This is a genomic window from Paenibacillus terrae HPL-003 (assembly GCF_000235585.1).
Lineage (GTDB): Bacteria > Bacillota > Bacilli > Paenibacillales > Paenibacillaceae > Paenibacillus > Paenibacillus terrae_B.
The window spans coordinates 1,932,545-1,955,685 of record NC_016641.1; the positions used below are offsets into that span (position 1 = coordinate 1,932,545).

Here is a 23,141-nt window from a genome sequence, read left to right on the forward strand (position 1 = left end):
AAAATTGCATTCATGGCTTATATGTCGGATTTGGTTTGGGCAAGCTGTACTAATTTCTATACAGAGATAAAATTCTTATATTAGCAAAAAATAATTTTGATTTATTTTGTAACTATTTCCAATTTACTGGCGAAATCCACTGAAATTCCGTGAAGGATCTGGGCGATATGGGGAAGCTACTAAAGACTAATTGTATGCTGGCATGGGGGCAAGCTTGAGGGGGTTCTGTTGCTAAAAGGGACGGGATAAAGTTTGGCCGACACAAAAAAATCAAGTCTGGAGTATACTCAGGTTTACGAAAAATGGAAAGCTGGTGATCTTATCGGAGTCGCAGCCATGAATGAATTGGGCATGCCGAAGACAACCTTTTACCGATACGTAGCCGAGTATGAAACGCATTGTAAAAACGGATCAAACCGATGGAATAGTTACATGTGTGTTTATTTTATGGAATATGAATACAAATATTGTATAATAATTGTAAACCAGTGAGGGGAGAAAACTATGCTAAAGACTTATTATCCAATTATCCTTATTTGGGTAGGTTTCTTGGCCACCTTAACGCTGCGAATTGTATATCATCCATCAATTTTTATTTATGATTGGTTAATGGGCTCATACGCTATTCGCTTAGTTGGTAGGACGATATACCAAAAATACCAGGATAATCAGAGGACCAGTATTATAACTGATACGATTGTAGAAGTGATTATGGTTATAATTTCATTCGGAGTTATCATTTTTATCTTTATGTCACAAGAAACATGGATGCATAAGTTGCTTTTTCTAATCGGAGAATCCTATTTCCTCATTTACAGCGGCATAACTTTTAAAGAAATCATAAAAAAAGGGCGGAATTGATCGAGGCCACTGAAAAAGTCTCTGCAATAAAATACGAGAAAAAAACGAGCCTCTAGAATCGCTTCTAAGGCTCGTTTCGCGTTCCGGGAATCATATTTGACCCCCTAAAAATGTTGAATTTCTAAAAATTAAGTGGTTTTTCAGTGGCCTTGAATTGATCCGCCCCTTTTTTTATGATTAACTGCTTAGACTGCTTCATAGGAGACTGTCGTATAGTAAGTGTAGTATCCCATTGTCGGGCCTTCATGCCATTCCATCCAAATTGTTGATACTACTTTGAATCGGGTGTATTGTCTGGGATTATCGACTAGATTTTGCAACAAACCTACAAAATTCTGTCTTTCAGTATAGGTGTTAATATCCTTAAGAAGCGCTGCACCAGCTACAACTGTAGTAATTGCCCCCAACCATGCTACAATCACAGGTGGAATTTTTGCTTTAAGGGCGTTAGAACAAAGTTTATAACCAAATGCACCAATTGCGTATCCTAATGTCGAAGCGGATTTTCCAGCATATTGTTCGATCATTTCCTTTAATTGATCTTTTGAAAGATAGGTTGCGTGTTGAGAATGAACTTGTGCCATAATTTATTACCTCCCGATTTTTTATAAGAGAACTGATAGAGTCGCTGACATCTAAATGGCTCCACATTTTTTTGATATCAGTCTTCAATTCCCTTTCATTTATGTAGGTGATTTAAGGCTGCAAGTTACAACCAAATCATGGAAATGGCGAAGACATAAATTTTTCTGATTCATGTACTTTGCTCGATTATCCCCTACACTTATATAGGAGTTGGGGGCTGTAACTACACAACCTGAACATAAATTTTTTCTGGATCAAGAAAATTCCCCTCTATGCAAGAAGAGTTGAGGAGTATACCCCAACCTCGACCACAGCAAAACTAAATAAGCTGCTCCCGGTAGGGCACCGGAAGCAACTTATCGCCAAGGCCTTTTTATTTTTTCATGATGAACTCAAGAAGTTCTGTTTTCATACTCTGGATGGCATCCTCTTTTTGCATACGAATAAATTTACTTAATCGCTTAATATCTTGATCGAAATATTGAAAAATTGCATTCATGGCCTCTACATCGGATTTTGTTTGGACAAGTGCTACTAATTTCATAAACTCATCATCTGACATAAATCGTGAAGCGCCTTCTTTTTCCATTTGTTCACCGCCTGTTGTGTAATATGGAGTTCCCTGGCAACTTGGACTTCCGTTTTATCTTTTATGTAAATTTCATAGATGACTTTTTTGCTTACCTCTGACCTTAATCTATTAATATATGATTGCACCATTAATTTGTTATCAGACTCTTCGGAAAAAGAGGATTGAAAGAGATTAGGCTTGGATTCTAAAGAAATTTCACGTTTTCGGTCGCGTTTTGTACGATATTGCATTCGCCAAGCAATTCTGTAAAGCTCACGTCGATAATCTTCAATAGCACCCATCGGAAATTTCCTCCTTATATTCATATGCGTACACATAAGGTAGGGAGTTATCAAAATCAATATAACAACCAATTTATAGAATCAACTTTCTTTTTTTAGCGAATATAATATAATTTTGAATTATTTTGGAACTATTTGAGATTTCCTTGAAGAAGCTGCTGAAATTCCGTGAAGGATCCAGGCGATATGGGGAAGCTGTTGGAGGATCGATTCCTTAGTATTGCTGGCATGGGGAGCCGAACAGGAACGGAAAAAGAACTGTGCCCGGCAAGCGTAAGGGATCGCTGTTGCTAAAAAAGAATGGGTGAAGTTTGTAAGGCCTAGTAGACAGAACGGGCCAGAATTTATCCGGATGTACGATAAGTGAAAATAAGGGGGCATTTATGGTAGTCGAATTCACACGTGGACTAGACATGGGAAAAACGAGTTTTTGTGATATAGTTTTCATACATACTGAGATAAGAGAGTTGAGGTGCAGCATGACAACACTACAAATTGTCGATCCAGTCGTCAATCCTGAGTTACGCGCGTTTCAGGCAGGCGCTGAGGATCAGGAGCAGGTACAGGAGTTAATTCTAGAGACTGCCAGATGGCTGCACAGCAAGGGTTCCACTCAATGGGGCAACTTATTGAAAGGAAAGGATGATCATAATCTGGGAGGAGCTATTTCGCGCGGAGAAGTGATCATTTTCCGAACATCAGAGGGGCACCTCTTGTCAGGCTCCATGATTTTGCAACAGCAGCCCAGTCCGTGGGACCGTAAGTTGTGGGGATTAAATGAAGCGGATTCCGAGCGAGGAACGGCAATATACCTGCACCGTTTGGTTGTGGATCGCCATAATACCGGGAAGGGACTAGGCCGCGAACTGGTGCAATGGATTGAAAAGGGAATCCGTTTCACAGGCAAGGACCGAATCCGATTAGACTGTATTGCGGGGAATGACAAGCTTAGCCAGTTTTACAGACAATGCGGCTACACGCATATAGGTGAAACGGGTGGCTATAATATTTTTGAAAAGATGCTAACAGAGGTATAGGAAAATAAAGCCTGAACTGAGTACAGGGGCTGTCCCGGAGGTCATCAAAGATGACGGTGGGGCGGCCTTTTTTGCTTTTTTAGAATCACCCCACATGATCCCAATATACGGCTAACCACGGATTAAAGTGTTTTATAAATGGATTTCATCACCATTTAAAACGTCATAAACAAATATTATAAATATATATTACGTATTATATATTGAAATAACCGCTTACTTTGTGTTACAACTTTAAGTAGAACTATAGATCAGTTCAGGCATGGTATCTCTATAAGTGGAGGGAATGAATTCAATGCTGAAAAGAGTGTACTCATTTAACGAAGGCAAGTTGGGGATGAAAGCGCTACTAGGAGGAAAAGGCGCCAATCTCGCGGAAATGACGACACTGGGTCTTCCGATCCCTCCCGGCTTTACAGTGACTACCGAGGCGTGTCGAGCCTACTTTACTTCCGGCGGCAAGCTCCCGGAGGGTTTGTTGGGAGAAATCGTCATTGCCCTGCACGACGTTGAGGAAGCCCAGTCGGCTATATTCGGAGATACGGAGCGGCCTTTGCTGGTATCTGTTCGTTCAGGCTCGGTAACCTCAATGCCCGGTATGATGGACACGATTCTGAATCTGGGCTTGAATGATGAAACCGTGCGTGGATTGGCTGAGCAGACGGGTAATGAAACCTTCGCCTATGACTGTTACCGCAGATTTATTCAAATGTTTGGCGAAGTGGTGCTGGGTATCGAATCCAATCATTTTGACCAGCTTCAGGAGCAGAGCAAGCAGACCCATGGGCGTGGCAGTGACCAGGAGGTTAGCGCGGAAGAATGGAAGGAACTGATCGCACAGTATAAAGAGCTTGTCAAGCAGCAGAGCGGACAGCCGTTCCCACAGGATGTGTATCAGCAATTGCAATTGGCAGTAGAGGCTGTGTTTCGAAGTTGGAACAATATGCGTGCCAAGGTGTACCGGAAGGCTTATGGCATTCCGGATGAACAAGGAACAGCAGTGAACATTCAGGCCATGGTGTTTGGCAACCTCGGCAACGACAGTGGAACTGGGGTGCTCTTCACCCGCAATCCCTCCACAGGTGTGAATGAACTGTACGGCGAGTATATGGTAAATGCTCAGGGAGAGGACGTCGTGGCAGGAATAAGAACGCCCAATCCAATTCCTCAACTTTTGGAAGAGCAGCCGCTAGTCTATGGTCGTCTGGAAGAGCTAGCTTCCTTGTTAGAGCGTCATTACCGAGATATGCAGGATATCGAATTCACGATTGAAAAAGGACATCTGTATCTGCTGCAAACGCGAAGCGGCAAAAGAACAGCGCAGGCGGCTGTAAAAATAGCTGTAGATCTGGTGGAGGAAGGGATCATCAGCAAAGAGGAGGCTATCCAACGGATCGAACCGTCCCACATGGATCAACTGCTGCATCGCTCCATTAATACTTCCACACCGCTGGTGGCGATTGCCCAAGGGCTGCCTGCCTCGCCCGGCGCAGCGAGTGGGCGCATTGTATTCGATGCGGATACAGCAGAGAACTGGACGAAGGATGGACAGAAGGTCATTCTGGTCAGTGTGGAGACCTCGCCCGACGATGTTCACGGGATCATTGCCGCCGAAGGCGTGCTGACAAGTCGAGGGGGGATGACCAGCCATGCCGCTGTGGTTGCGAGAGGCATGGGTAAACCCTGCATTTGCGGCTGTGACGTGCTGAGCATTGATCTGGACAGTCGGAGTGTCAGCATCGGTAACCTGACCTTTCAGGAAGGGGAAAATATTTCGATCGATTCGACCTCTGGGCAGGTGTACCAAGGCAGTTTGTCGCTCAACGAGCCAGTCATTACACCGGAGCTGCTGAAGCTGCTGGAGATTGCGGATGAAATTCGGACGTTGAAGGTCTACACCAATGCGGATACGCCACTCGACGCCGCCAAAGCTCGGGAATTTGGAGCTGAGGGCATCGGACTGTGCCGGACAGAGCATATGTTTTTCTCGGGCCAACGGCTGCCTATCGTTCAGGCGATGATTTTGGCCGAAGATCAGGAGGAGCGGGTTCTTCATTTGAATCGTCTGCTGCAAATGCAACAATCCGACTTTGAGGCTATGTTTAGTGCGATGGATGGTTTACCGATGACCATCCGCCTGCTGGACCCGCCGTTGCACGAGTTTCTGCCGAATCTGGAGCAGCTTCAGGAGCAACAGCGGGAGCTTGAGCTTTCCGGCGGCCATGTGGAGGAGCTTCAACGTCTTAAAAGCACTATCTCCAAGGTGCACGACCTGCGGGAGATTAACCCTATGCTGGGATTGCGCGGTGTCCGGCTGGGCATTCTGTTTCCGGAGATATACGATATGCAGGTTGAAGCGATCTTTAAGGCCGCGGAAGCAGCACTGCGCGGGGGCGTGGATGTGAGACCAGGGATTATGATTCCACTGGTCGGCCATTCGAATGAACTCAAGCAGATGAGAGAACTGGTCGATGAGGTGGCAGCTCAGGTGCTTAGCGAAGAGTTTAAGTGGTTCAGGTATCGGGTGGGCACCATGATTGAGGTGCCAAGAGCCGCCCTGCTGGCAGACAGCGTGGCCCAGTACGCCGACTTTTTCTCCTTTGGAACCAATGATCTGACACAAATGACCTTTGGTTACAGCCGGGATGATGCCGAAGGTAAATTCCTCGGCTCCTATATGGAGCAGAATATTCTCGAAAGCAATCCTTTTCAGGTGTTGGATCAGGATGGCGTAGGCAAGCTGATCGAATGGGCAGTTGCCAAAGGCAGGTCAAAAAAGCCTTTTCTGGAGACAGGTATCTGTGGTGAGCATGGCGGGGATAGTGAGTCTATTCTCTTTTGTCACCGCAGTGGACTGGACTATGTCAGTTGCTCACCCTACCGGGTGCCATTTGCTCGCATTGCCGCCGCCCAAGCCGCCTTGCTTGTCAGAGCAGAGCAGCCTGAGGGAGCGTTGTCCGCTTTGTAGCTGATGCAATTCAATAGTACATTGTGTAAAACGAAGAAGGCAGCCTTGATCCACAGGCTGCCTTCTTCGCTTTAGATTATATTTTACTCACATATAGGAGAAAGTCCTGTCAGGAAGAAAAAATTTTAGATATACATGAAAAATGGGGATATCGCGTCTCTTCCTTCTACATATGATGATAGGGAAAGTTTTTGTAAGCGCTTCAAATCAGAGTGACATACAACTATGCGAAGCTACAGGAGGCGGTTAAGATGGACAATTACATGAGCTGGATAAAAATTGGTTTTTTTCTCAGCGTTCTGTTTTTACTTGCAGCGGCATGCACTACCTCTCCCAAGCTGGAAAACACGAAAGGGAAAAAAGTCCGGCTGACCATGCAAGTCTGGGGGAATCCTGCGGAGGTGAAGGTGTACCAGCGGGCACTGGATGCATTTGAACAGGAAAACCCGAATATTGAGGTTAAGCTGGTGTCTGTACCGGGAGACCCATATGAGCAAAAGCTGTTGACACAGCTTCAGGGAAGCCGCGGGCCGGACGTGTTTTATTCGTATGAGCCGACGATTGCGCGTTTGATTGGAGCGAAGCAGGTGCAGCCTTTGGGCGAATTTTTAAAAAGTGATGCCAGTGATGTAAAAGCCGAGGATTTTCCAGAAGGATTATGGGGCCCGGCGAAGCGTGATGGGGAAATCTATGGGGTCACTCCCGACTTGAATCCAATGGTGATGTACTACAACAAGAAGGTCTTTAAGGATGCCGGTGTGAAGACACCGCAGGAATACTACGACGAAGGAAAGTGGAATTGGGATGCGTTTGAGGAAGTTACATCGAAGCTGAAAGCTGCCGGAAAACAGGGCTATATTGCAGAAAACTGGTGGGCTCACTGGTATTCATGGGTGTGGTCGAATGGCGGCCGGATTTTTGATGAACAAGGCGAGTATGTACTGGATCACAATGAAAAGGGCAAGGAAGCCTTCCGCTTCATGTACGATATGGTGAACAAGGGAAATGTGGTATATCTCGGCTCACTTCCCAAAGGGCAGGGGGCTGACGCCATGTTCATGTCCAACCAGGTCGGTATGCTGGCGGCGGGAAGATGGCTGGAGCCCTTGCTTAGCCAGAATAAAAGCCTCGACTTTGATTATATTTACTGGCCTTCCAACACGGGCAAAAATGAACCTGTCGCCATTCCGGTTGCTTACGTAGCCGTAAACAAAAACAGTCCGCATCTGCAAGAGGCCATGAAGCTGGCCGCATTCTACGTCTCGGTGAAGGGGCAGGAGGCGCGACTGATTGAAGGTGGGAATGCCATGGGTACGCTTGCCGCCGCAGATGAGAGCATTATGAAAAAAGCGATGATTGAGCATTCCAACTATTTGACCGAAGGACGTGACAGAGGGCATGTGCATGGCTCTGCACTGGCCTATGATGCTCAGATACCAGGATTAAACTCGGATATCACGGAGACGATTGACCTGATGTTCCTGGGCAAGCAGGATGCCGCGGCAACGATTGAGAAGCTGAATCAGATCATATCCAAGGCGGTCAAGTAGGCACGGAATAAGGTCAATGACCGGGGAGGAAGGTGACCAGATGCAGAAAAAGCATCAAGCGCTGTGGGGCTGCCTTTTCATTGGCCCCCAGCTTCTTGGTCTGTTATGCTTTTGCTAAAAATTGTTTTCCAGGTTCTGATTAGTTACTCCTTAAAAGGTCAGAATTTCGCCTTAAAAACAAGCAAGGAATTCGAGTCGTCCATGGAAGAATTGCCCGTCCCCGTCATAGAATCACATATCCGGAAAATGGGGAATCGGGTACCTATCATTTTTGGATAGAGTAGTGAAGCAAAAAAAACGGAGCGAGTGTTTATTATCATAGCAGAGTCCATGATAAATTGTGTTCGTCAAAGTGATGCAGCTTGAGGTATACTCAGATGATGTATTGCCGTGAATATTATGAATCATCAGAAAGGCATGCCCAAATGAATGGAGGGTGCCGCGAAACAGCTAATGTATGGCTGATTTGCGACACCCTCTTTTAGTTGTCCGGACGGAAATGTACTCGTATTTCATGCTGTTTACGTCATCAACATACTATCTACGCCAGTCCATTGAAATTTCTTCTGTACTATTTGATAATCTAGACACAACAGAAGAAACGATTGACTCATATTCAAAACTACGAAAGGAGAATGCGAGTGAAATAGACTTTTACGTTATGACGTACTGGCAATCACTTAGGGCGAGGTGCGGCTGGCCCAAGCCCAATTGAGCAGAGCCAATTCAGCACTACTTCATGCAGCACGTTGATGTTGTCTACCTGACAGTGTTCTAATCCGCCAAGTCGTCTATCCTCTATCGGGAAGAACGTCTTGTTTTTCGAACCCGCTTGCTCATAATTTTTCAAGGCTTGTGTCAGCGGATTTGGCTGAACCAATATCTCTTCCGCTCCGTGCATTACAAGAAGCGGACATTCTATCTGGTGGAGCACGCCCTCAAGATCATAGGCAAAACGCGGATTACCCGCAAAGTCCTCCAAGCTTTTTGCCCCCAGAATTCTCATGCCATGTGCGGCCAGACTCGGTGGCATCCATTTAAGCATTGCATCCCAATCAAAGGCGTGCGTACCGCCGTCGGAGATGACGGCAGCAATCCTGTGATCGAACGAAGCGAATCGCAAAGAGTCGTAAGCCGCAAAACTCTCACCGTGCACGATAATCTTATCGGGATCGACTTCCGGCCGCGTTAGAAGAAAGTCGATTGCTCGGGAATGGAAAGCCTCGCTGTCCGCTCGTCTTCCTTTTCCCTTTTCGTACAGCGAGAGGCCGGTGCCAGGCTGGTCATAGACCAGAAAGTTATATCCACACGAAATAAAAGCGGGACCTAGCCAGAAATAGTTTTCAATTGACCACTCGTCGCCACCGTTGAGAGCAAAAAGAGTCGGCTTCGGACCTTTTATCCAGGAAGGGGAGAAGAAGTAACCATCCAGCTTGACATTTTCGTAATCGACTTGGATCTTCTCCGGTTGGACATCGAAGTACTTTCCGGCAGCTTCGAAGAGTTCATTTACTTTCTTAAATACACGGATTTTCTCGGTGTCATCATCCATCACCGCATATTCCGCAATTCTGTAGTAATTGCAGGCACGAATGTAGCAGTTTCGTGCTGTATACCAATTTCCAGCCGTTTCGGCCTCCTTGCCGTGTCTTTCCAATGCCTGAGCCGTTATGAGCCATTCCCTGTGCCACGTGTCCTTGTCATCGGGGTCGATTTTTTTGCAGGCCTCGTAGATCTCGGTGACGTCCGTAGCACCGAGGCTTGCCATACCTAGAGCTTTGGTGACTTGGTATGACATCATGTAGTGATTGGGCCAACGGCTGAATTCAATTGACATTGTAATATCCTCCTTTTCCAGTTCTAGTTATTGTAGTTTTTTTACTACAAGTAATTTTTACAACACAAAGATAAAGCTTCTTTAAAAGAAAAATAAATGTTTGTAAAGAGAATATAAAAAATTATAAAACACTGAAAAAATAAAAATGGCTGCTGCCTGGGTGTTCACAGCTGGCAGCAGCCTTTAACTCCTGTAGTAAAAGAAAATGTGCAAAAATAAAATCAGTGTTGTGCGGCCAAGGGAAGGCTGAATCTTATTCCCAAACCGCCATATTCGGAAGGGTAGGCGCCAATTTCGCCCCTATGATGTTCAATAATGGATTTACAGCTTGCAAGACCCAGCCCCAGCCCGCCCTTTTGGATTTGCCGCGATTTATCCACAGTGAAAAATTTGAGGAACAGAGAAGATATATCCTTATCCGGCACTCCAATTCCATTATCCTCGATTTGAAAAAAGGCATACTGTCCTAGCGGGTATCCGGTCATATACACTTTCAGCTTATTTTTCCCTCCATATCTTACAGCATTGCTAAAGAGGTTGCCGAAAACCCGACGTATCATCGGTTCATTGACCATCAGCAATATATTTTCCGTGAATGAATGGCGGCAAGTAAGCTCGTTGTCAAGTCCCGCCAACTCATACTCATATTCAAGAGCAATGTTTTCAAATAATTTTGATGCTTTTACAGGTTTAGCTACCATAGATTCCAACTCCAGTTTTTCTTTGGTGAAGCTGGAGAAATCATTGATGAGTTCGACCATATATCCTGACTTCTTTTGAATCAAATCATAATATTCCTGCTTTTCAGTTTCTGGTAAATCCTTGTGCGTAGCCAGCAGTTCAGTAAAACCATTAATAGATGTCAAGGGTGTTTTCAAGTCGTGGGCAATTGCCGCGATCATATCGATCTGCTCTTTGTGCGCGAGTTGAAGCCGATGCTCCATCTTATTGAAGTGTTTATAAAGTTCTCCGATCTCGTCATTACTTCTCAGAGCTAGCGGAGGCAGTGGATGTACAATATTTACTTCTTCAAGCCTGGTATTCAGAAGCTGAATGGGTTTCTCTATGCAAAAATGAATATAGATAATCAGAATAATAAATATGAAACAGGCAATTGCAAATATGGGCAGGAGCAATGCTATATATCGCGAGTCCAGCAATGAACTGCGTATAGGGGAATATACTGCAAAGACAAGCTTCAGGTACATTCCAATCGAAAACATGAATATTATAAACATCAGCAGGAACAAAAGAGGAAGCTTTATTTTCAGTTTCATACTATTGCTCTCTTTCCGTGTATTTATATCCTATGCCCCATATTGTTTTAATAAAGTCATATTCAGGACCAAGTTTCTTACGGATATTTTTTATATGAACCGTTACGGTATTTATTTCTCCGTATTCGTCTCCCCAGACGCTTTCATATATCTGCTCACGAGTCAATACATTATTGGGGTGGCGCATGAGGATAGACAGAATCTGAAATTCCTTCGTTGATAAGTCGAGCTTCCTGCTATTCAGGAATGCTTCAAACGTCTTATCGTTCAAAATGAGCGGAGAATCCGCCTTTTCGTTACTGGGACTAAGTTCATCCCACTCTTTAAAAAGCCTGTCCACTTTTCTGAAGTGAGCCTTTATCCTGGAGACAAGCTCCTGAATACTGAAAGGTTTGGTCATGTAATCGTCTGCTCCTATTTCGAGCCCGACGATTTTATCAATGTCCTTATCACGCGCACTTAAAAACAGAATTGGAACATTATAAGAATTTCGGATACTTCTGCAGACATCAAGTCCATCCATATCAGGCATCACTATATCAAGAACGATGAAATCAATGTGATTTTCTTCCAATGCAGATAAGGCTTCTTTCCCAGAATATGCCGAAAATATTGCAAATTGCTCGTATCTTAAACTCTTTGTAATGAGTTTTACGATTTCTTCATCGTCGTCTACAACTAATATCGTTTTTAGCATATTTATACCTCCCAGCCGCTTTAAGTGGACTGAATTTATAAAACAAGAGCCGCATGGACTTCTCGCATTGAAAAAAGTCGCGCTCAAAGCGTCTCTCCAGTCCCGGATAAGCTGGAAAAAGAGCTTGAGCAACGACCTGGGCAATGCTGGCTTTAACAAGCTGGCATGCTCTTCAATAGCGGTCGAGCTATGCACATATTCCAGCTTGAAGGCCTGCACATAGCTTTTGACGTAATGTCCGGGAGTGTGTCTAATCAAAAGACAGTGTGAAAAGGCTGAAAACCATCACAAGTTTTGGTTTTCAGCCTTTTCCGATAAAGTCCATCCGAGCTACGCACTCCACATGACTTGAGTGTCGGTCTGTTGAAACACGAATATATACTGCACATCTCATAGTTACGCCACCTCTTCACTATGAGATGTATTGGCGTTGCCATCATTATATATTAAGCCGTCCTGATGTTCCATAATTCTGTCAATCTCAGCATCAATCAACGGCATAAAAAGTGTTAGGAAAGAATCTTTACCTAATGTAGGTTCTTTCAATTTTCATATTGCATCGCCCCTACTCTTAGTAATGGTTTTATGTAGGAAAAAAGGTATTGCGTAATATCTTAGTTCGTTACCGTGTTGCTTTACAACCCAACCGTCATCCAGAAATTTGGCAACGTGTTTCAAAAGGAATAGCAAAGTCATCCCCTAAATATGATGTTCTCGGGTTTTACTGGTTATATGTCATGGAATCCTATGCAGGGATAAAAATGGAAGTCGCGTGAAGTCATTACGATAGCACCTGATACACACATATTAAAAGCCAGAGTAAAATTGGGGCTAAAGTCTCTCCTATCGCCAAATCGGGTAATGGTTCGCCTTCGCTCGAAGGACACACCTTTGACGAAATCGGTGAGTTACTTAGCCGTGCGCGTCTTACGGAAGAACAGCGTCATCGGTTAGCAAGCTACAAAAAATATCTTAAATCGAAGTCTTCATCATTGTCCAAAAGCAAATTATTGAAGGCATCACCTTGATGGGAATTAAGGAGTAGGGAAATTTCTCTGCTCCTTTTTGCGTTCTTTTCGATACTGTAACGGGGTATACCCGGTGCATTGCTTGAATACACGACCAAAGTGAGCGATGCTGTCAAAGCCCGTTCTTTCAGCAATGGCGGTCACTTTCCAGTTCGTTTCTCTCAGATACGCTCGTGCTTGCTGGACCCGGACATCCTGAAGATACTCTATTAAGGTGAAGCCTGTGGTCTGCTTGAAAATACGGCACAAATACGTACTGCTGATATAAAAATGCCTTGCCAGTTGATCCAGGGTCAGCCTCTCCGCATAGTGGGCATGCAGGTATTCGATGACCGCATATACTCGCTGCTGCTTCTCGCTGCGTTCCGGCGCAATGGTGTCGGGGGTGGAGGATTGTATGCGGCCGATTCGAATAAGCAGTTGGAGTAGCAAGCTTTGGAGATACAGATGGCGGTATGCATGGTCTTGATGGTATTCATCCAGCATTTGCTGGAACAGATGCTCCAAATCGCGCTGTTCCTCTGAGGAAGGACGAAGCAGAAAGCTTTTCTCCGGCAGGAGGGGCTGCTTCTGGTCGCTGAACGGGGCGTCAGGCATCGACGTGGTAACAAACGCTTCATCAAAATTGATCAAAATCCGCTCATGGCTACCGTTGCCCTTGTTGCTCGTGCGGTGAAAATCGTGTTTGTTGATCCAGATCAGATCGCCTTTCTGTAGAGCGTATACCCGCTGATTAATGTAATAGTAGCGCTCTCCTGCCAGCAGATAATAGATTTCATGTGCTTGGTGAACATGGTCAGCGGACATGCTGAACGGCTCTGTCCGCAGCGCCTGCTCGATGGCAAAACGGGGTGTGGCGATCACATCAACGGTCTCCTTTACAAGGGAATTCAAGTGGATAATATATGTATACTTTAAGGATAAATTCACAATAAATGCGAAGAATTCGCTCTTTCTTATACTATAAAATAAAAGCAATTCATGCAAAGGGTGTGAGCCAATTGGCTAAAATCAAATATGCACTTGTGGGCACTGGAGGCAGAGCCGAATTTTTTTACGGTGAAGTTGTTACCGCTTTCAAAGATACCTCGGAGCTGATCGCGTTCTGTGACGTCAATCAGACGAGAATGGATTATGCCAATCGGCTGTTGCAGGAGAAATACGACCATGAGCCGATTCCGACCTATAAAGCCCATGAATTTGAGCGAATGATTGCGGAAACAAAGCCGGATATCGTCATTGTCACGACCATTGACCGGGTGCACCATCGATATATTATTCGGGCGATGGAGCTGGGCTGTGATGTCATTTCCGAGAAGCCGATGACGGTGGATGAGGACAAATGCCAGGATATTTTGGATGCCATAGACCGCACGGGACGCAAGCTGCGCGTCACCTTTAACTACCGCTATGCGCCCCATAATACGAAAATTCGCGAGGTGATCATGGACGGGACGCTGGGTGAGGTGCTGTCCGTCAACTTTGAATGGCTGCTGAATACGCAGCATGGCGCGGATTATTTCCGTCGCTGGCACCGGGATAAGCGCAACAGTGGCGGTCTGCTGGTGCATAAATCGACGCATCATTTCGATCTGATGAACTTTTGGCTCGGCTCCAAGCCGGAGACGGTATATGCGATGGGTGATCTGAAATTTTATGGACGGGAAAATGCGGAACAGCGCGGTGTGACTGAGTTCTACCAACGTGCGTACGGCAGCAAGGCGGCGGAAGATGACCCATTTGCGCTGCATCTGGACCGTAACGAACACCTGAAAAGCATGTATTTGGATGCCGAGCATGAGGATGGCTATGTGCGGGATCAAAGCGTATTTGGCGACAATATTAGCATTGAGGATACGCTTAGTGTCATGGTGAAGTACAAGAACAAGGCTGTGATGAACTATTCGCTGAATGCTTACATGCCTTGGGAGGGCTTCATCATCGTGTTCAACGGCACCAAGGGGCGGATGGAGGTTCGGGTATCCGAGCAATCCTACGTTAATTCCGGGGGCAGTAAGGCAGACGAGGGGGCTTTAAAGGAAAAAACCATCACGATCTATCCCCACTTTGCAGCACCTTATGAAGTGGAAGTAGAGGAAGGCGTGGGTGGTCATGGTGGTGGTGATCCGGTCATGCTGCGGGATATTTTTGATCAGCCGGCAGATGATCGGTTTCACCGCGCAGCCTCACATATAGATGGAGCTTGGTCCATTTTAACGGGCATTGCCGCCAACCGATCTATTCGTACAGGGCAGCCGATAAAGGTGGATGAGCTGGTGCGTTTGTAAAGACTGGCAACAACTATAATAACCAGGAAGCCCCCTGTTTTCCTTATGGACAGAGGGCTTCCTGGTTATTTTACTGTCAGCGGCGGCAGAGTTTCTGTTAACTGTTGTATGGCACTTTACTTCATTATTTATTCGCAGTCAGTTTACGGGCTCCCAGCTGTTGCACAGGACGATGGTTATCGGGAAAAAGGGTAGCGAACTGGCTGATTTGGTCGGCCGACATTTCGAGAGGCTGTCCCAGCACGGTCCAGTTCACATGCTCTGTGCATGGCGGAGTGGTCAGAGATCCGTTATAGCGAACCGAATGCAGGTCTTTCGGCAGAAGAGTAGCGAGATTCAGTTCTCCCTCCAGAGCTTCTTCCTGGGAAACGTCTTTCGGCAGCTTGGACCAAATACCGTTGAAAGCTTTGTTTTCCTTGCCACTTTGAATAAGGACGCCTAAGACCGCTGTATTGCCGCTGTCGCTCTGATGAACAAAATGAAGCTCCATATCGGCATTTTTACCATCTATTTGGTGTTCGCTGGGATGATGGAAGTGAAACTGCTTTAAAGTGAATTTAGTACCGTCCAGTACAATATAATTGCCGGGGCTGGCTGCATTGATTTGAACGGTGTGTCCATTATTCAGAATGGATACTTTCGTATTGATGTAGTGAACCTGTAGCGGCTGCTGCGTTTGCGAAGCTTTTATTCGAGTATGCTCTATGTTGACAGGGGATTGTTCGTGGCCGTTACCACAAACGGCGAAATCCTTTTCCAGCTCTCCCCAATGCTCAGGGCCCTCATCCCCCCCATAGGACCAGTGCGGATTTTTCTGAACAACCGCATGGATGCTGCTAGTCGGTGAAGATGAAGTGTTAGTGGATTTAGAAGTGGCGGGCTGAGAATTACATCCGGTTGCCGACACAACCAAGAAAATAGCAAACAAGCTGGACAAGCAACCTCTCCAGTTTTTTTTCATTGTGCATTATCCTTCTTCCAAAGTAGAGTATGTGAAACTTTTTACATTGTAAATTATTGTACAAAGTTCCATCAAGGGTACAAGGACTTAGGAAGAAGGAAAGGGTGGGCTCTTTTTTACAGCTTGTTCAGAATGTTATCCTCCAAAACAGCAGATTTATCCCCGTACTCTTTAATAATATGCTTTTCTCCCCAGGCACATAGAGAATCCAAAATGCCTTTCAGACTACATCCATATTCACTAAGCTCGTACTCCACTTTGGGAGGCACCTGATTGTAGCTAATCCGATTGACGATGCCGTCTTCCTCTAATTCCCGAAGCTGCTGCGTCAGCATTTTTTGTGTAATAGAAGGCATGATGCGCTTCAATTCGCTTGTCCGCATTTTCCCATGTGTCAAATGACACAGGATCACACACTTCCATTTCCCCCCGATAACCTCTAAAGTCGCCTCAACCGAGATATTGTATTTTTTCTGACCCAATGCCGATCCCTCCGTGTGTTTCACTGTTTGTTTAGGGTACTTTTTGGTACCTATATCACTAAAAAGTACGTACTGTTCATATTAGCTTGAATAACTCATAATAACATCTGCTGGTCGAAGATTTCTATAGGATAGGAGTGAAACACATGTCGCCAGACTCAAAACGAAGTATTTGGCCATTACTGGCTTTAGCCGTAAGCGCCTTTGCGATTGGGACAACCGAATTCATCAGTGTGGGGCTGCTGCCCTTGATCGCTGAGGACTTGCACATATCCGTAACCATGTCTGCCTTAACCGTCACGTTGTACGCATTAGGGGTAACCATCGGGGCGCCGGTCCTGACCTCGTTAACATCAAGTGTTCCCCGTAAAACGCTGCTGCTGTGGATCATGATTGTATTTATTGCAGGCAACAGCCTGGCTGCGTTCTCCGGTGGAATTGTCATGCTGCTGATTGCACGCGTAATCTCGGCATTCTCCCATGGGGTGTTCATGTCCATCGGCTCCACCATCGCAGCCGATCTTGTGCCCAATGACCGCCGGGCCAGTGCCATTTCCATTATGTTCTCCGGGCTGACCGTAGCCACGGTCACGGGCGTACCCTTGGGGACCTTTATCGGGCAGCAATGGGGGTGGCGGGCTGCCTTCATAGCGATTGTGATCGTCGGTGTGGTGGCACTCATTGCGAATCTGATTTTGCTGCCATCCACTCTGCGAAAGGGGAACAGAACCCCTTTCCGCGAGCAAGTCAAACTGGTTACCAATGGCCGCTTGCTGCTTGCATTTATCATTACAGCCTTGGGGTATGGAGGCACGTTTGTGGTGTTTACTTATTTATCTCCATTACTTCACGACATAACCGGATTTAAGCAAAGTACGGTAACGTTTATTCTTTTGCTGTATGGAATCGCGATTGCTATTGGGAATGTTATAGGTGGAAAAGCTGCTAATCGCAAGCCGCTTTCAGCTTTATTGTGCATGTTCCTGATTCAAGCTATTGTCCTGCTCGTCCTGCTGTTCACCGCTCCTTTTAAAACCGCCGGACTGATTACGATTTTCTTCATGGGATTGCTTGCGTTTATGAACGTGCCCGGCCTACAGGTATATGTGGTGATGTTGGCTGAACGTTTTGCCCCCAAAGCCGTAGATGTCGCTTCCGCCGTCAATATCGCGGCCTTCAACGCCGGGATCGCGATTGGAGCTTATGTAGGTGGAATCGTGACTGATTCATGGGGTCTCATTCATACGACTTGGATCGGGGCGATTATGGTTTTCGCTGCGGTTCTTCTCACAGGCTGGAGTCGCACGCTGGAAAAAAGGGATACGGCTGCTGCTTAAATGGAATATTTATCACCATCCGACTGCGTAGTGGCACGATAAGAAACTTTTAGTTCAGCTTATATAGTAGATAATTTAGGAAGGAAGATAAACAATGACTCAAAACTTACAAAGCACAACGACACTGCACAACGGAGTTCACATGCCCTGGTTCGGAATCGGGGTATTTAAAGTGGAGGAAGGCTCGGAGCTGGTTGGTGCCATTAAAGCGGCTGTAAAGCATGGTTATCGAAGTATAGATACAGCCGCAGCTTATGCTAACGAAAGTAGTGTAGGACATGCCATCCGGGAGGCTCTTCAGGAAAATAACCTGTCCAGAGAAGACCTGTTCGTAACGTCCAAAGTGTGGAATGCCGATCTGGGATATGAAGAGACACGGACAGCCTATGAAGCAAGCCTGGACAAGCTGGGTCTGGACTATCTGGATCTGTACCTCATTCATTGGCCGGTTCAAGGGAAGTATAAAGAAGCCTGGAGAGCTTTGGAGTCCTTGTATAAGGAAGGGCGGATCAAGGCTATCGGAGTCAGCAACTTCCAGATTCATCATTTGGAAGACCTTATGAAGGATGCTGAAATCACGCCAATGGTGAATCAGGTGGAATTTCATCCACAACTAACACAAGCCGAGCTGTTGCAATTCTGTCAAAAGAACAACATTCAAATGGAAGCCTGGTCCCCGTTAATGCAAGGCCAATTGCTTGATCATGCAGTGCTGCAAGACATAGCGACCAAGTATGGCAAATCGGTGGCGCAAGTGATTTTGCGCTGGGATGTGCAGCAGGGAGTTGTTACCATTCCCAAGTCTACCAAGGAGCATCGGATTGTCGAAAATGCTGACATTTTTGATTTTGAATTAACGCAAGAGGATATGGATCGAATTCAGGCGTTGAATGCGAATCATCGGGTAGGTCCCGATCCAGATAACTTTGATTTTTAAATTCTATTTCCAAGATACGCCGTTCCTTTCTTCAATGAAGGGAGCGGTGTTTTTTGTCCATGATGGGTCTGGAGCCACAGTAATCCACTCCCGCCATATGGTATTATAGGGGTATGATAAAAGAGACGTTTTGGAAGCTTGTGAATATGAAACAATCCGGGGGACCTCATGAATAAGACGATTGCAGATATAGCCCGAATGGCTGGCGTGGCCAAGAGCACGGTATCCCGTTTTTTGAACGGCGGGGCTGTTAGCGTGGATACGAGACGTAAAATTGAAAAGGTGGTCAAAGCCACGGGTTATGTGCCCAATACATTTGCCCAGAGCCTGAAAGCGAAGCGGACTAACATTATCGGAACTGTTGTGCCGCGTCTGGATTCCTTTGCGACATCCCATACGCTGATGGGTATAGATGAAGAGCTGCGGGCCCAGCATTACCAGATGCTGATCTCCAATACGAGCCAGGATGTAAAGCGTGAAATAGAAGCCCTTTATGAGCTGGGACGACAAAAGATTTCCGGTATCATTTTGCTGGCTGCTCAAATTACGGACGAGCATCTGACGGCGATTCGTGACATTCGTATTCCGGTTTTGTTGGTGGGCCAGCAGCACGAGCAGATTCATAGTCTTATCCATGATGACTACCGAGCGGGATATGATATTGGCGCGTATGTTCTGTCCCAGGGCCACCGTGAAATTGCCTACGTCGGCGTTACGGAAAAGGATGTCGCTGTCGGTGTGCGGCGCAAGGAGGGCTTTAAGCAGGCTGTTCGGGATGCATTGCCCCATCAAGCTCATATGGACGATGTGAAGCAACTGGAGCGAGCTGCCGGGTACGATATCAGATACTATGAAACCGGATTTAAAATGTCCGATGCACGGGTGGCTGCGTCTGCGATTTTAGATGGATTTAAGCCGTCGTTAATGGTGTGTGCTACGGATAATATAGCGCTTGGCGTGATCAACGCGGCGTATTCCAGAGGGATTGCCATTCCGTCGGAATTGTCGGTGACGGGCTTCGGGGGATACGATATTACAGAGGTGATTCATCCTGCGCTAACAACTGTGCAATATCCTTACATGGAAGCAGGACGCGTAGCGGCGCAAAATATTGTACGGCTGGTAGAACACAAACCGGTAGAGAAAGTGACTGTTATGAATTATTCTCTTGTAGAGAGAGAAAGCGTTGACAAACGCTGAACAGGTGGATTATAATTTCTTCGAAACCGGTTCCACTGCACTTGGGCACAAGTGCAGTGGAACCGGTTGCAAATCCATGGATGAGTATATTTTTTTAATCATATAGGAACCGGTTCCTATATATTATTTTTTTTCATTAAATTGGAACCGGTTCCTGAAACGAAAGTTTTAATAAGAATGAGGTACACCTATGAAAATGACAAAAGAACAAAAGTATCGACTAATTGAGCAGGCAGAGCCCGGTGAAATAGCCAACTTGGAGAAAAAGGTGGAGCAATGTCACTGGCGGCAGGAGTTTCATATTCAGCCACCGACAGGCTTGCTCAATGATCCGAATGGCTTTTCTTATTATCAGGGTGAATACCATTTGTTCTATCAATGGTTCCCGCTTGGAACCGATCATGGAATGAAATACTGGTATCATTTGAAATCCAGAGATTTGGTCACATGGGACGACGCAGGCATCGGTATCGCACCGGGCGATTACTTTGATTCACATGGTGTTTATTCAGGTAGCGCGATGGAGCATGAGGGCAAGCTGTATATGCTGTATACGGGAAATACACGTGACGGGGATTGGATCAGACATCCTTATCAATGTATGGCGGTTATGGATGAGAGCGGTCTCATTACAAAATGGGAGCATCCCGTTATTCCGAACGTGCCGGAAGGTTACACGGATCATTTTCGTGATCCCAAGCTGTGGAAGGACGGGGACAGCTTTTACTGTGTGATCGGTGCCCAGAGAGCGAATTTAACAGGCTGCACCGTCCTTTATCGGTCAACCGACCTTCATACGTGGTGGTTTGAGGGAGAACTGCGCACCGGGCTAAAGACGTTTGGCTACATGTGGGAATGCCCGGATTATTTTGAATTGGACGGCTCGGGTGTATTGGTATTTTCTCCTCAGGGCCTGGAGCCTTCCGGGGATGAGAATCACAATATTTATCAGTCGGGTTACGTGATCGGCAAGCCGCTGGATACCGAGACCAGAATATTGGAGCATGGGGCATTCCGCGAGCTGGACCGTGGCTTTGACTTCTATGCTCCGCAGACGATGGTTGACCCACAGGGGCGGCGTATCATGGTGGCGTGGATGGGATTACCGGATATCGATTATCCGACAGATCCGAACGGCTGGGCGCATTGCCTGACGCTGCCGAGGGAGCTTACCCTTCATGAGGGTAAACTCATACAAAGGCCGATACCTGAGCTGACTACGCTGCGTAGAAAGCGTGAGGAGCGGGTAGCCGACATATTAACGTCGGAGAGCAAAACCTATACGGGCTTCAAGGGCACGGCCTACGAGCTGATTTGTGAGTTTGATCTGTTGAGCGCCAAAGCGTGCGGTATTGAATTCCGCGCAAGTGCGACCGAGAAAACGGTGATCCGATATGATGCCGTCAGCCGCAAACTTGTGATGGACCGTTCGCAATCGGGTGAGCCTGTCGCTGCTTCGTATGGTGAGATAAGACAGTGCGCAGTGAATGGGGACCGTATCAAGCTTCATTTGTTTGTAGACACGTCTTCAGTTGAGATTTTCGTCAACGATGGGGAAGAGGTGTTCACCAGTCGTATTTTTCCGCACCCAGAGAGTGACGAAATACACTTTTTTGCTGACAAGGGAGAGGCTCTCTTCCAAGCGGTAAAATGGGATTTTACATGAGTAGGCTAAATCATCAAGTGGATCGTTAATCATCAATAACATAACGGAATGAACGAGAGGATGAACATCATGACGGAGAACCGGGAAATAGCCAAAGAAGTGATTCAAGCAATCGGTGGGAAGGATAATATTGCGTCCTTTGCTCACTGTGCGACACGCCTGCGGATTATGGTGCATGACAAGGAGAAGATTGATCAGAAAAAGGTCGAAGAAATCGACAAGGTCAAAGGAGCTTTTTTTAACTCGGGTCAGTATCAGATAATTTTTGGTACAGGTACGGTCAATCGGATTTTCGAAGAAGTCGAGAAGCTCGGAGTGACCGGATCATCTAAAGAAGAAGTGAAGAGTCAGGCGAAAAAGGAAGGCAACGTCTTCCAACGCTCCATTCGTACCTTTGGTGACGTATTTGTACCAATCATTCCGGTGCTGGTTGCTACGGGGCTGTTCATGGGACTGCGCGGCTTGCTTACCCAGCCGCAAATTCTGGCCCTGTTCGGCATGACACCGCAGGATATTTCACCGAATTTTCTATTGTTTACCCAAGTATTGACGGATACGGCTTTTGCTTTTCTACCTGCGCTGGTCGCGTGGTCAGCCTTTAGAGTATTCGGCGGTAGCCCGGTGCTCGGTATCGTTCTCGGTTTGATGCTGGTGAACCCGGCCTTGCCCAACGCTTACGGTGTTGCGGACGGCTCAGCTCATCCCTTGACGATGTTCGGATTCATCCCTGTGGTGGGTTATCAGGGCTCGGTATTGCCAGCCTTCTTCGTGGGTTTAATCGGAGCCAAGCTGGAGCGGGGGCTGCGCAAAAGGGTACCCGAAGCGCTGGATCTGATTCTCACGCCGTTTTTAACACTGTTGATCATGATTATACTGGGGCTGTTTGCCATCGGTCCGGTTTTCCATTCTCTTGAAGAGTGGGTACTGCAAGGAACGACGTTTGTACTGGATTTGCCTTTCGGTATCGCAGGGATTGTCATCGGCTTTTTGCATCAAATTGTCGTCGTTACGGGTGTGCATCATATATTTAATTTTCTGGAAATTCAACTGCTTGAAAAGACTGGCGTAAACGCATTCAACGCGATCATTACCTGCGCCATGGCTGCTCAAGGTGCCGCTTGTCTGGCGGTTGGGCTGAAAACGAAGAATGCCAAGCTGAAAGCACTAGCACTTCCTTCCTCACTGTCTGCTTTTCTTGGGATTACCGAGCCGGCTATTTTCGGTATCAACCTGAGATATATGAAGCCTTTCGTTATGGGGCTGATCGGCGGCGCGGTCGGCGGCTTTATTGCTTCGATCTTCCATTTGGCTGCTACGGGCATGGCCATTACCGTTATTCCGGGCACGTTGCTTTACATGAACCATCAGCTTCCACTTTACATTTTAGCGAACTTGGCTGCTATGGCTGTAGCGTTTGTTCTGACCTGGATGTTTGGCTATAACGATAAAATGCTGGAGGAAGTCAAAACAGCGGGCTCTTCCAATTAACACAGCCTAGGTGGCAAGAGGAATGTGGGTTTGGATTAAAAAAGCAATTATTTAAACGGATAGGAACAA

General features: G+C 46.4%; 18 protein-coding genes. 9 read left to right on the forward strand and 9 right to left on the reverse strand.

What is annotated here, in order from left to right; all coding sequences use genetic code 11:
• Positions 1 to 1,046: 1,046 nt before the first annotated feature.
• From HPL003_RS08860 to HPL003_RS08870, 3 genes are all read right to left on the reverse strand, one after another.
• Entirely contained in the window at positions 1,047 to 1,445 is a 399-nt protein-coding gene (locus HPL003_RS08860) for a hypothetical protein (protein ID WP_014279293.1), read from the reverse strand.
• Positions 1,446 to 1,819: 374 nt separating this feature from the next.
• Entirely contained in the window at positions 1,820 to 2,035 is a 216-nt protein-coding gene (locus tag HPL003_RS08865; RefSeq protein ID WP_238533459.1) for a helix-turn-helix domain-containing protein, read from the reverse strand.
• Positions 1,987 to 2,319 carry a hypothetical protein gene (locus HPL003_RS08870; RefSeq protein WP_014279295.1) on the reverse strand — a complete coding sequence of 111 codons (333 nt, stop codon included), beginning with the start codon at positions 2,317 to 2,319 and terminating at the stop codon, positions 1,987 to 1,989. The genes HPL003_RS08865 and HPL003_RS08870 overlap by 49 nt, the downstream gene beginning before the upstream one ends.
• 479 nt (positions 2,320 to 2,798) lie before the next feature.
• On the opposite strand from HPL003_RS08870, the gene HPL003_RS08875 reads away from it, so the two are divergent.
• From HPL003_RS08875 to HPL003_RS08885, 3 genes are all read left to right on the forward strand, one after another.
• Positions 2,799 to 3,356 (forward strand): GNAT family N-acetyltransferase, encoded by a 558-nt coding sequence (locus HPL003_RS08875; RefSeq protein ID WP_014279296.1) that lies wholly within the window; start codon positions 2,799 to 2,801, stop codon positions 3,354 to 3,356.
• A gap of 295 nt (positions 3,357 to 3,651) precedes the next feature.
• Positions 3,652 to 6,324: a pyruvate, phosphate dikinase gene (gene ppdK, locus HPL003_RS08880; protein ID WP_014279297.1), complete on the forward strand. Its 2,673-nt coding sequence runs from the start codon at positions 3,652 to 3,654 to the stop codon at positions 6,322 to 6,324.
• A 251-nt stretch (positions 6,325 to 6,575) separates the two neighbouring features.
• The gene (locus HPL003_RS08885) at positions 6,576 to 7,874 is read left to right on the forward strand and encodes an ABC transporter substrate-binding protein (RefSeq protein ID WP_014279298.1); all 1,299 of its coding nucleotides are present in this window, start codon (positions 6,576 to 6,578) and stop codon (positions 7,872 to 7,874) included.
• Positions 7,875 to 8,550: 676 nt separating this feature from the next.
• Here HPL003_RS08885 and HPL003_RS08895 read toward each other — a convergent pair.
• The 4 genes from HPL003_RS08895 to HPL003_RS08910 form a co-directional block, all read right to left on the reverse strand.
• Positions 8,551 to 9,711 (reverse strand): alpha/beta hydrolase family protein, encoded by a 1,161-nt coding sequence (locus tag HPL003_RS08895; protein WP_014279299.1) that lies wholly within the window; start codon positions 9,709 to 9,711, stop codon positions 8,551 to 8,553.
• 221 nt (positions 9,712 to 9,932) lie between these two features.
• Positions 9,933 to 10,988: a HAMP domain-containing sensor histidine kinase gene (locus tag HPL003_RS08900; RefSeq protein WP_014279300.1), complete on the reverse strand. Its 1,056-nt coding sequence runs from the start codon at positions 10,986 to 10,988 to the stop codon at positions 9,933 to 9,935.
• Position 10,989: 1 nt separating this feature from the next.
• A complete protein-coding gene (locus HPL003_RS08905) occupies positions 10,990 to 11,685 on the reverse strand; it encodes a response regulator transcription factor (RefSeq protein WP_014279301.1) in 696 nt (231 codons plus the stop codon).
• A gap of 1,034 nt (positions 11,686 to 12,719) precedes the next feature.
• The gene (locus HPL003_RS08910; protein ID WP_014279303.1) at positions 12,720 to 13,577 is read right to left on the reverse strand and encodes a helix-turn-helix transcriptional regulator; all 858 of its coding nucleotides are present in this window, start codon (positions 13,575 to 13,577) and stop codon (positions 12,720 to 12,722) included.
• Positions 13,578 to 13,714: 137 nt separating this feature from the next.
• Between HPL003_RS08910 and HPL003_RS08915 the strand changes: the two genes are divergently transcribed.
• A complete protein-coding gene (locus HPL003_RS08915; protein ID WP_043922599.1) occupies positions 13,715 to 15,001 on the forward strand; it encodes a Gfo/Idh/MocA family protein in 1,287 nt (428 codons plus the stop codon).
• Between the two features lie 124 nt (positions 15,002 to 15,125).
• Here HPL003_RS08915 and HPL003_RS08920 read toward each other — a convergent pair whose 3' ends face one another.
• The gene (locus tag HPL003_RS08920) at positions 15,126 to 15,962 is read right to left on the reverse strand and encodes a carbonic anhydrase (RefSeq protein ID WP_014279305.1); all 837 of its coding nucleotides are present in this window, start codon (positions 15,960 to 15,962) and stop codon (positions 15,126 to 15,128) included.
• Between the two features lie 116 nt (positions 15,963 to 16,078).
• Positions 16,079 to 16,444 carry a winged helix-turn-helix transcriptional regulator gene (locus HPL003_RS08925; protein WP_014279306.1) on the reverse strand — a complete coding sequence of 122 codons (366 nt, stop codon included), beginning with the start codon at positions 16,442 to 16,444 and terminating at the stop codon, positions 16,079 to 16,081.
• Between the two features lie 146 nt (positions 16,445 to 16,590).
• Between HPL003_RS08925 and HPL003_RS08930 the strand changes: the two genes are divergently transcribed.
• The 5 genes from HPL003_RS08930 (at position 16,591) to HPL003_RS08950 (ending at position 23,072) form a co-directional block, all read left to right on the forward strand.
• Positions 16,591 to 17,781 carry an MFS transporter gene (locus HPL003_RS08930; RefSeq protein WP_014279307.1) on the forward strand — a complete coding sequence of 397 codons (1,191 nt, stop codon included), beginning with the start codon at positions 16,591 to 16,593 and terminating at the stop codon, positions 17,779 to 17,781.
• A 94-nt stretch (positions 17,782 to 17,875) separates the two neighbouring features.
• On the forward strand, positions 17,876 to 18,718 hold the full coding sequence (locus HPL003_RS08935; RefSeq protein ID WP_014279308.1) for an aldo/keto reductase: 843 nt from the start codon (positions 17,876 to 17,878) through the stop codon (positions 18,716 to 18,718).
• A 168-nt stretch (positions 18,719 to 18,886) separates the two neighbouring features.
• Positions 18,887 to 19,918: a LacI family DNA-binding transcriptional regulator gene (locus HPL003_RS08940; protein WP_014279309.1), complete on the forward strand. Its 1,032-nt coding sequence runs from the start codon at positions 18,887 to 18,889 to the stop codon at positions 19,916 to 19,918.
• Positions 19,919 to 20,108: 190 nt separating this feature from the next.
• Positions 20,109 to 21,584: a glycoside hydrolase family 32 protein gene (locus tag HPL003_RS08945; RefSeq protein WP_014279310.1), complete on the forward strand. Its 1,476-nt coding sequence runs from the start codon at positions 20,109 to 20,111 to the stop codon at positions 21,582 to 21,584.
• Between the two features lie 69 nt (positions 21,585 to 21,653).
• Entirely contained in the window at positions 21,654 to 23,072 is a 1,419-nt protein-coding gene (locus HPL003_RS08950) for a sucrose-specific PTS transporter subunit IIBC (RefSeq protein WP_014279311.1), read from the forward strand.
• Positions 23,073 to 23,141: the final 69 nt, after the last annotated feature.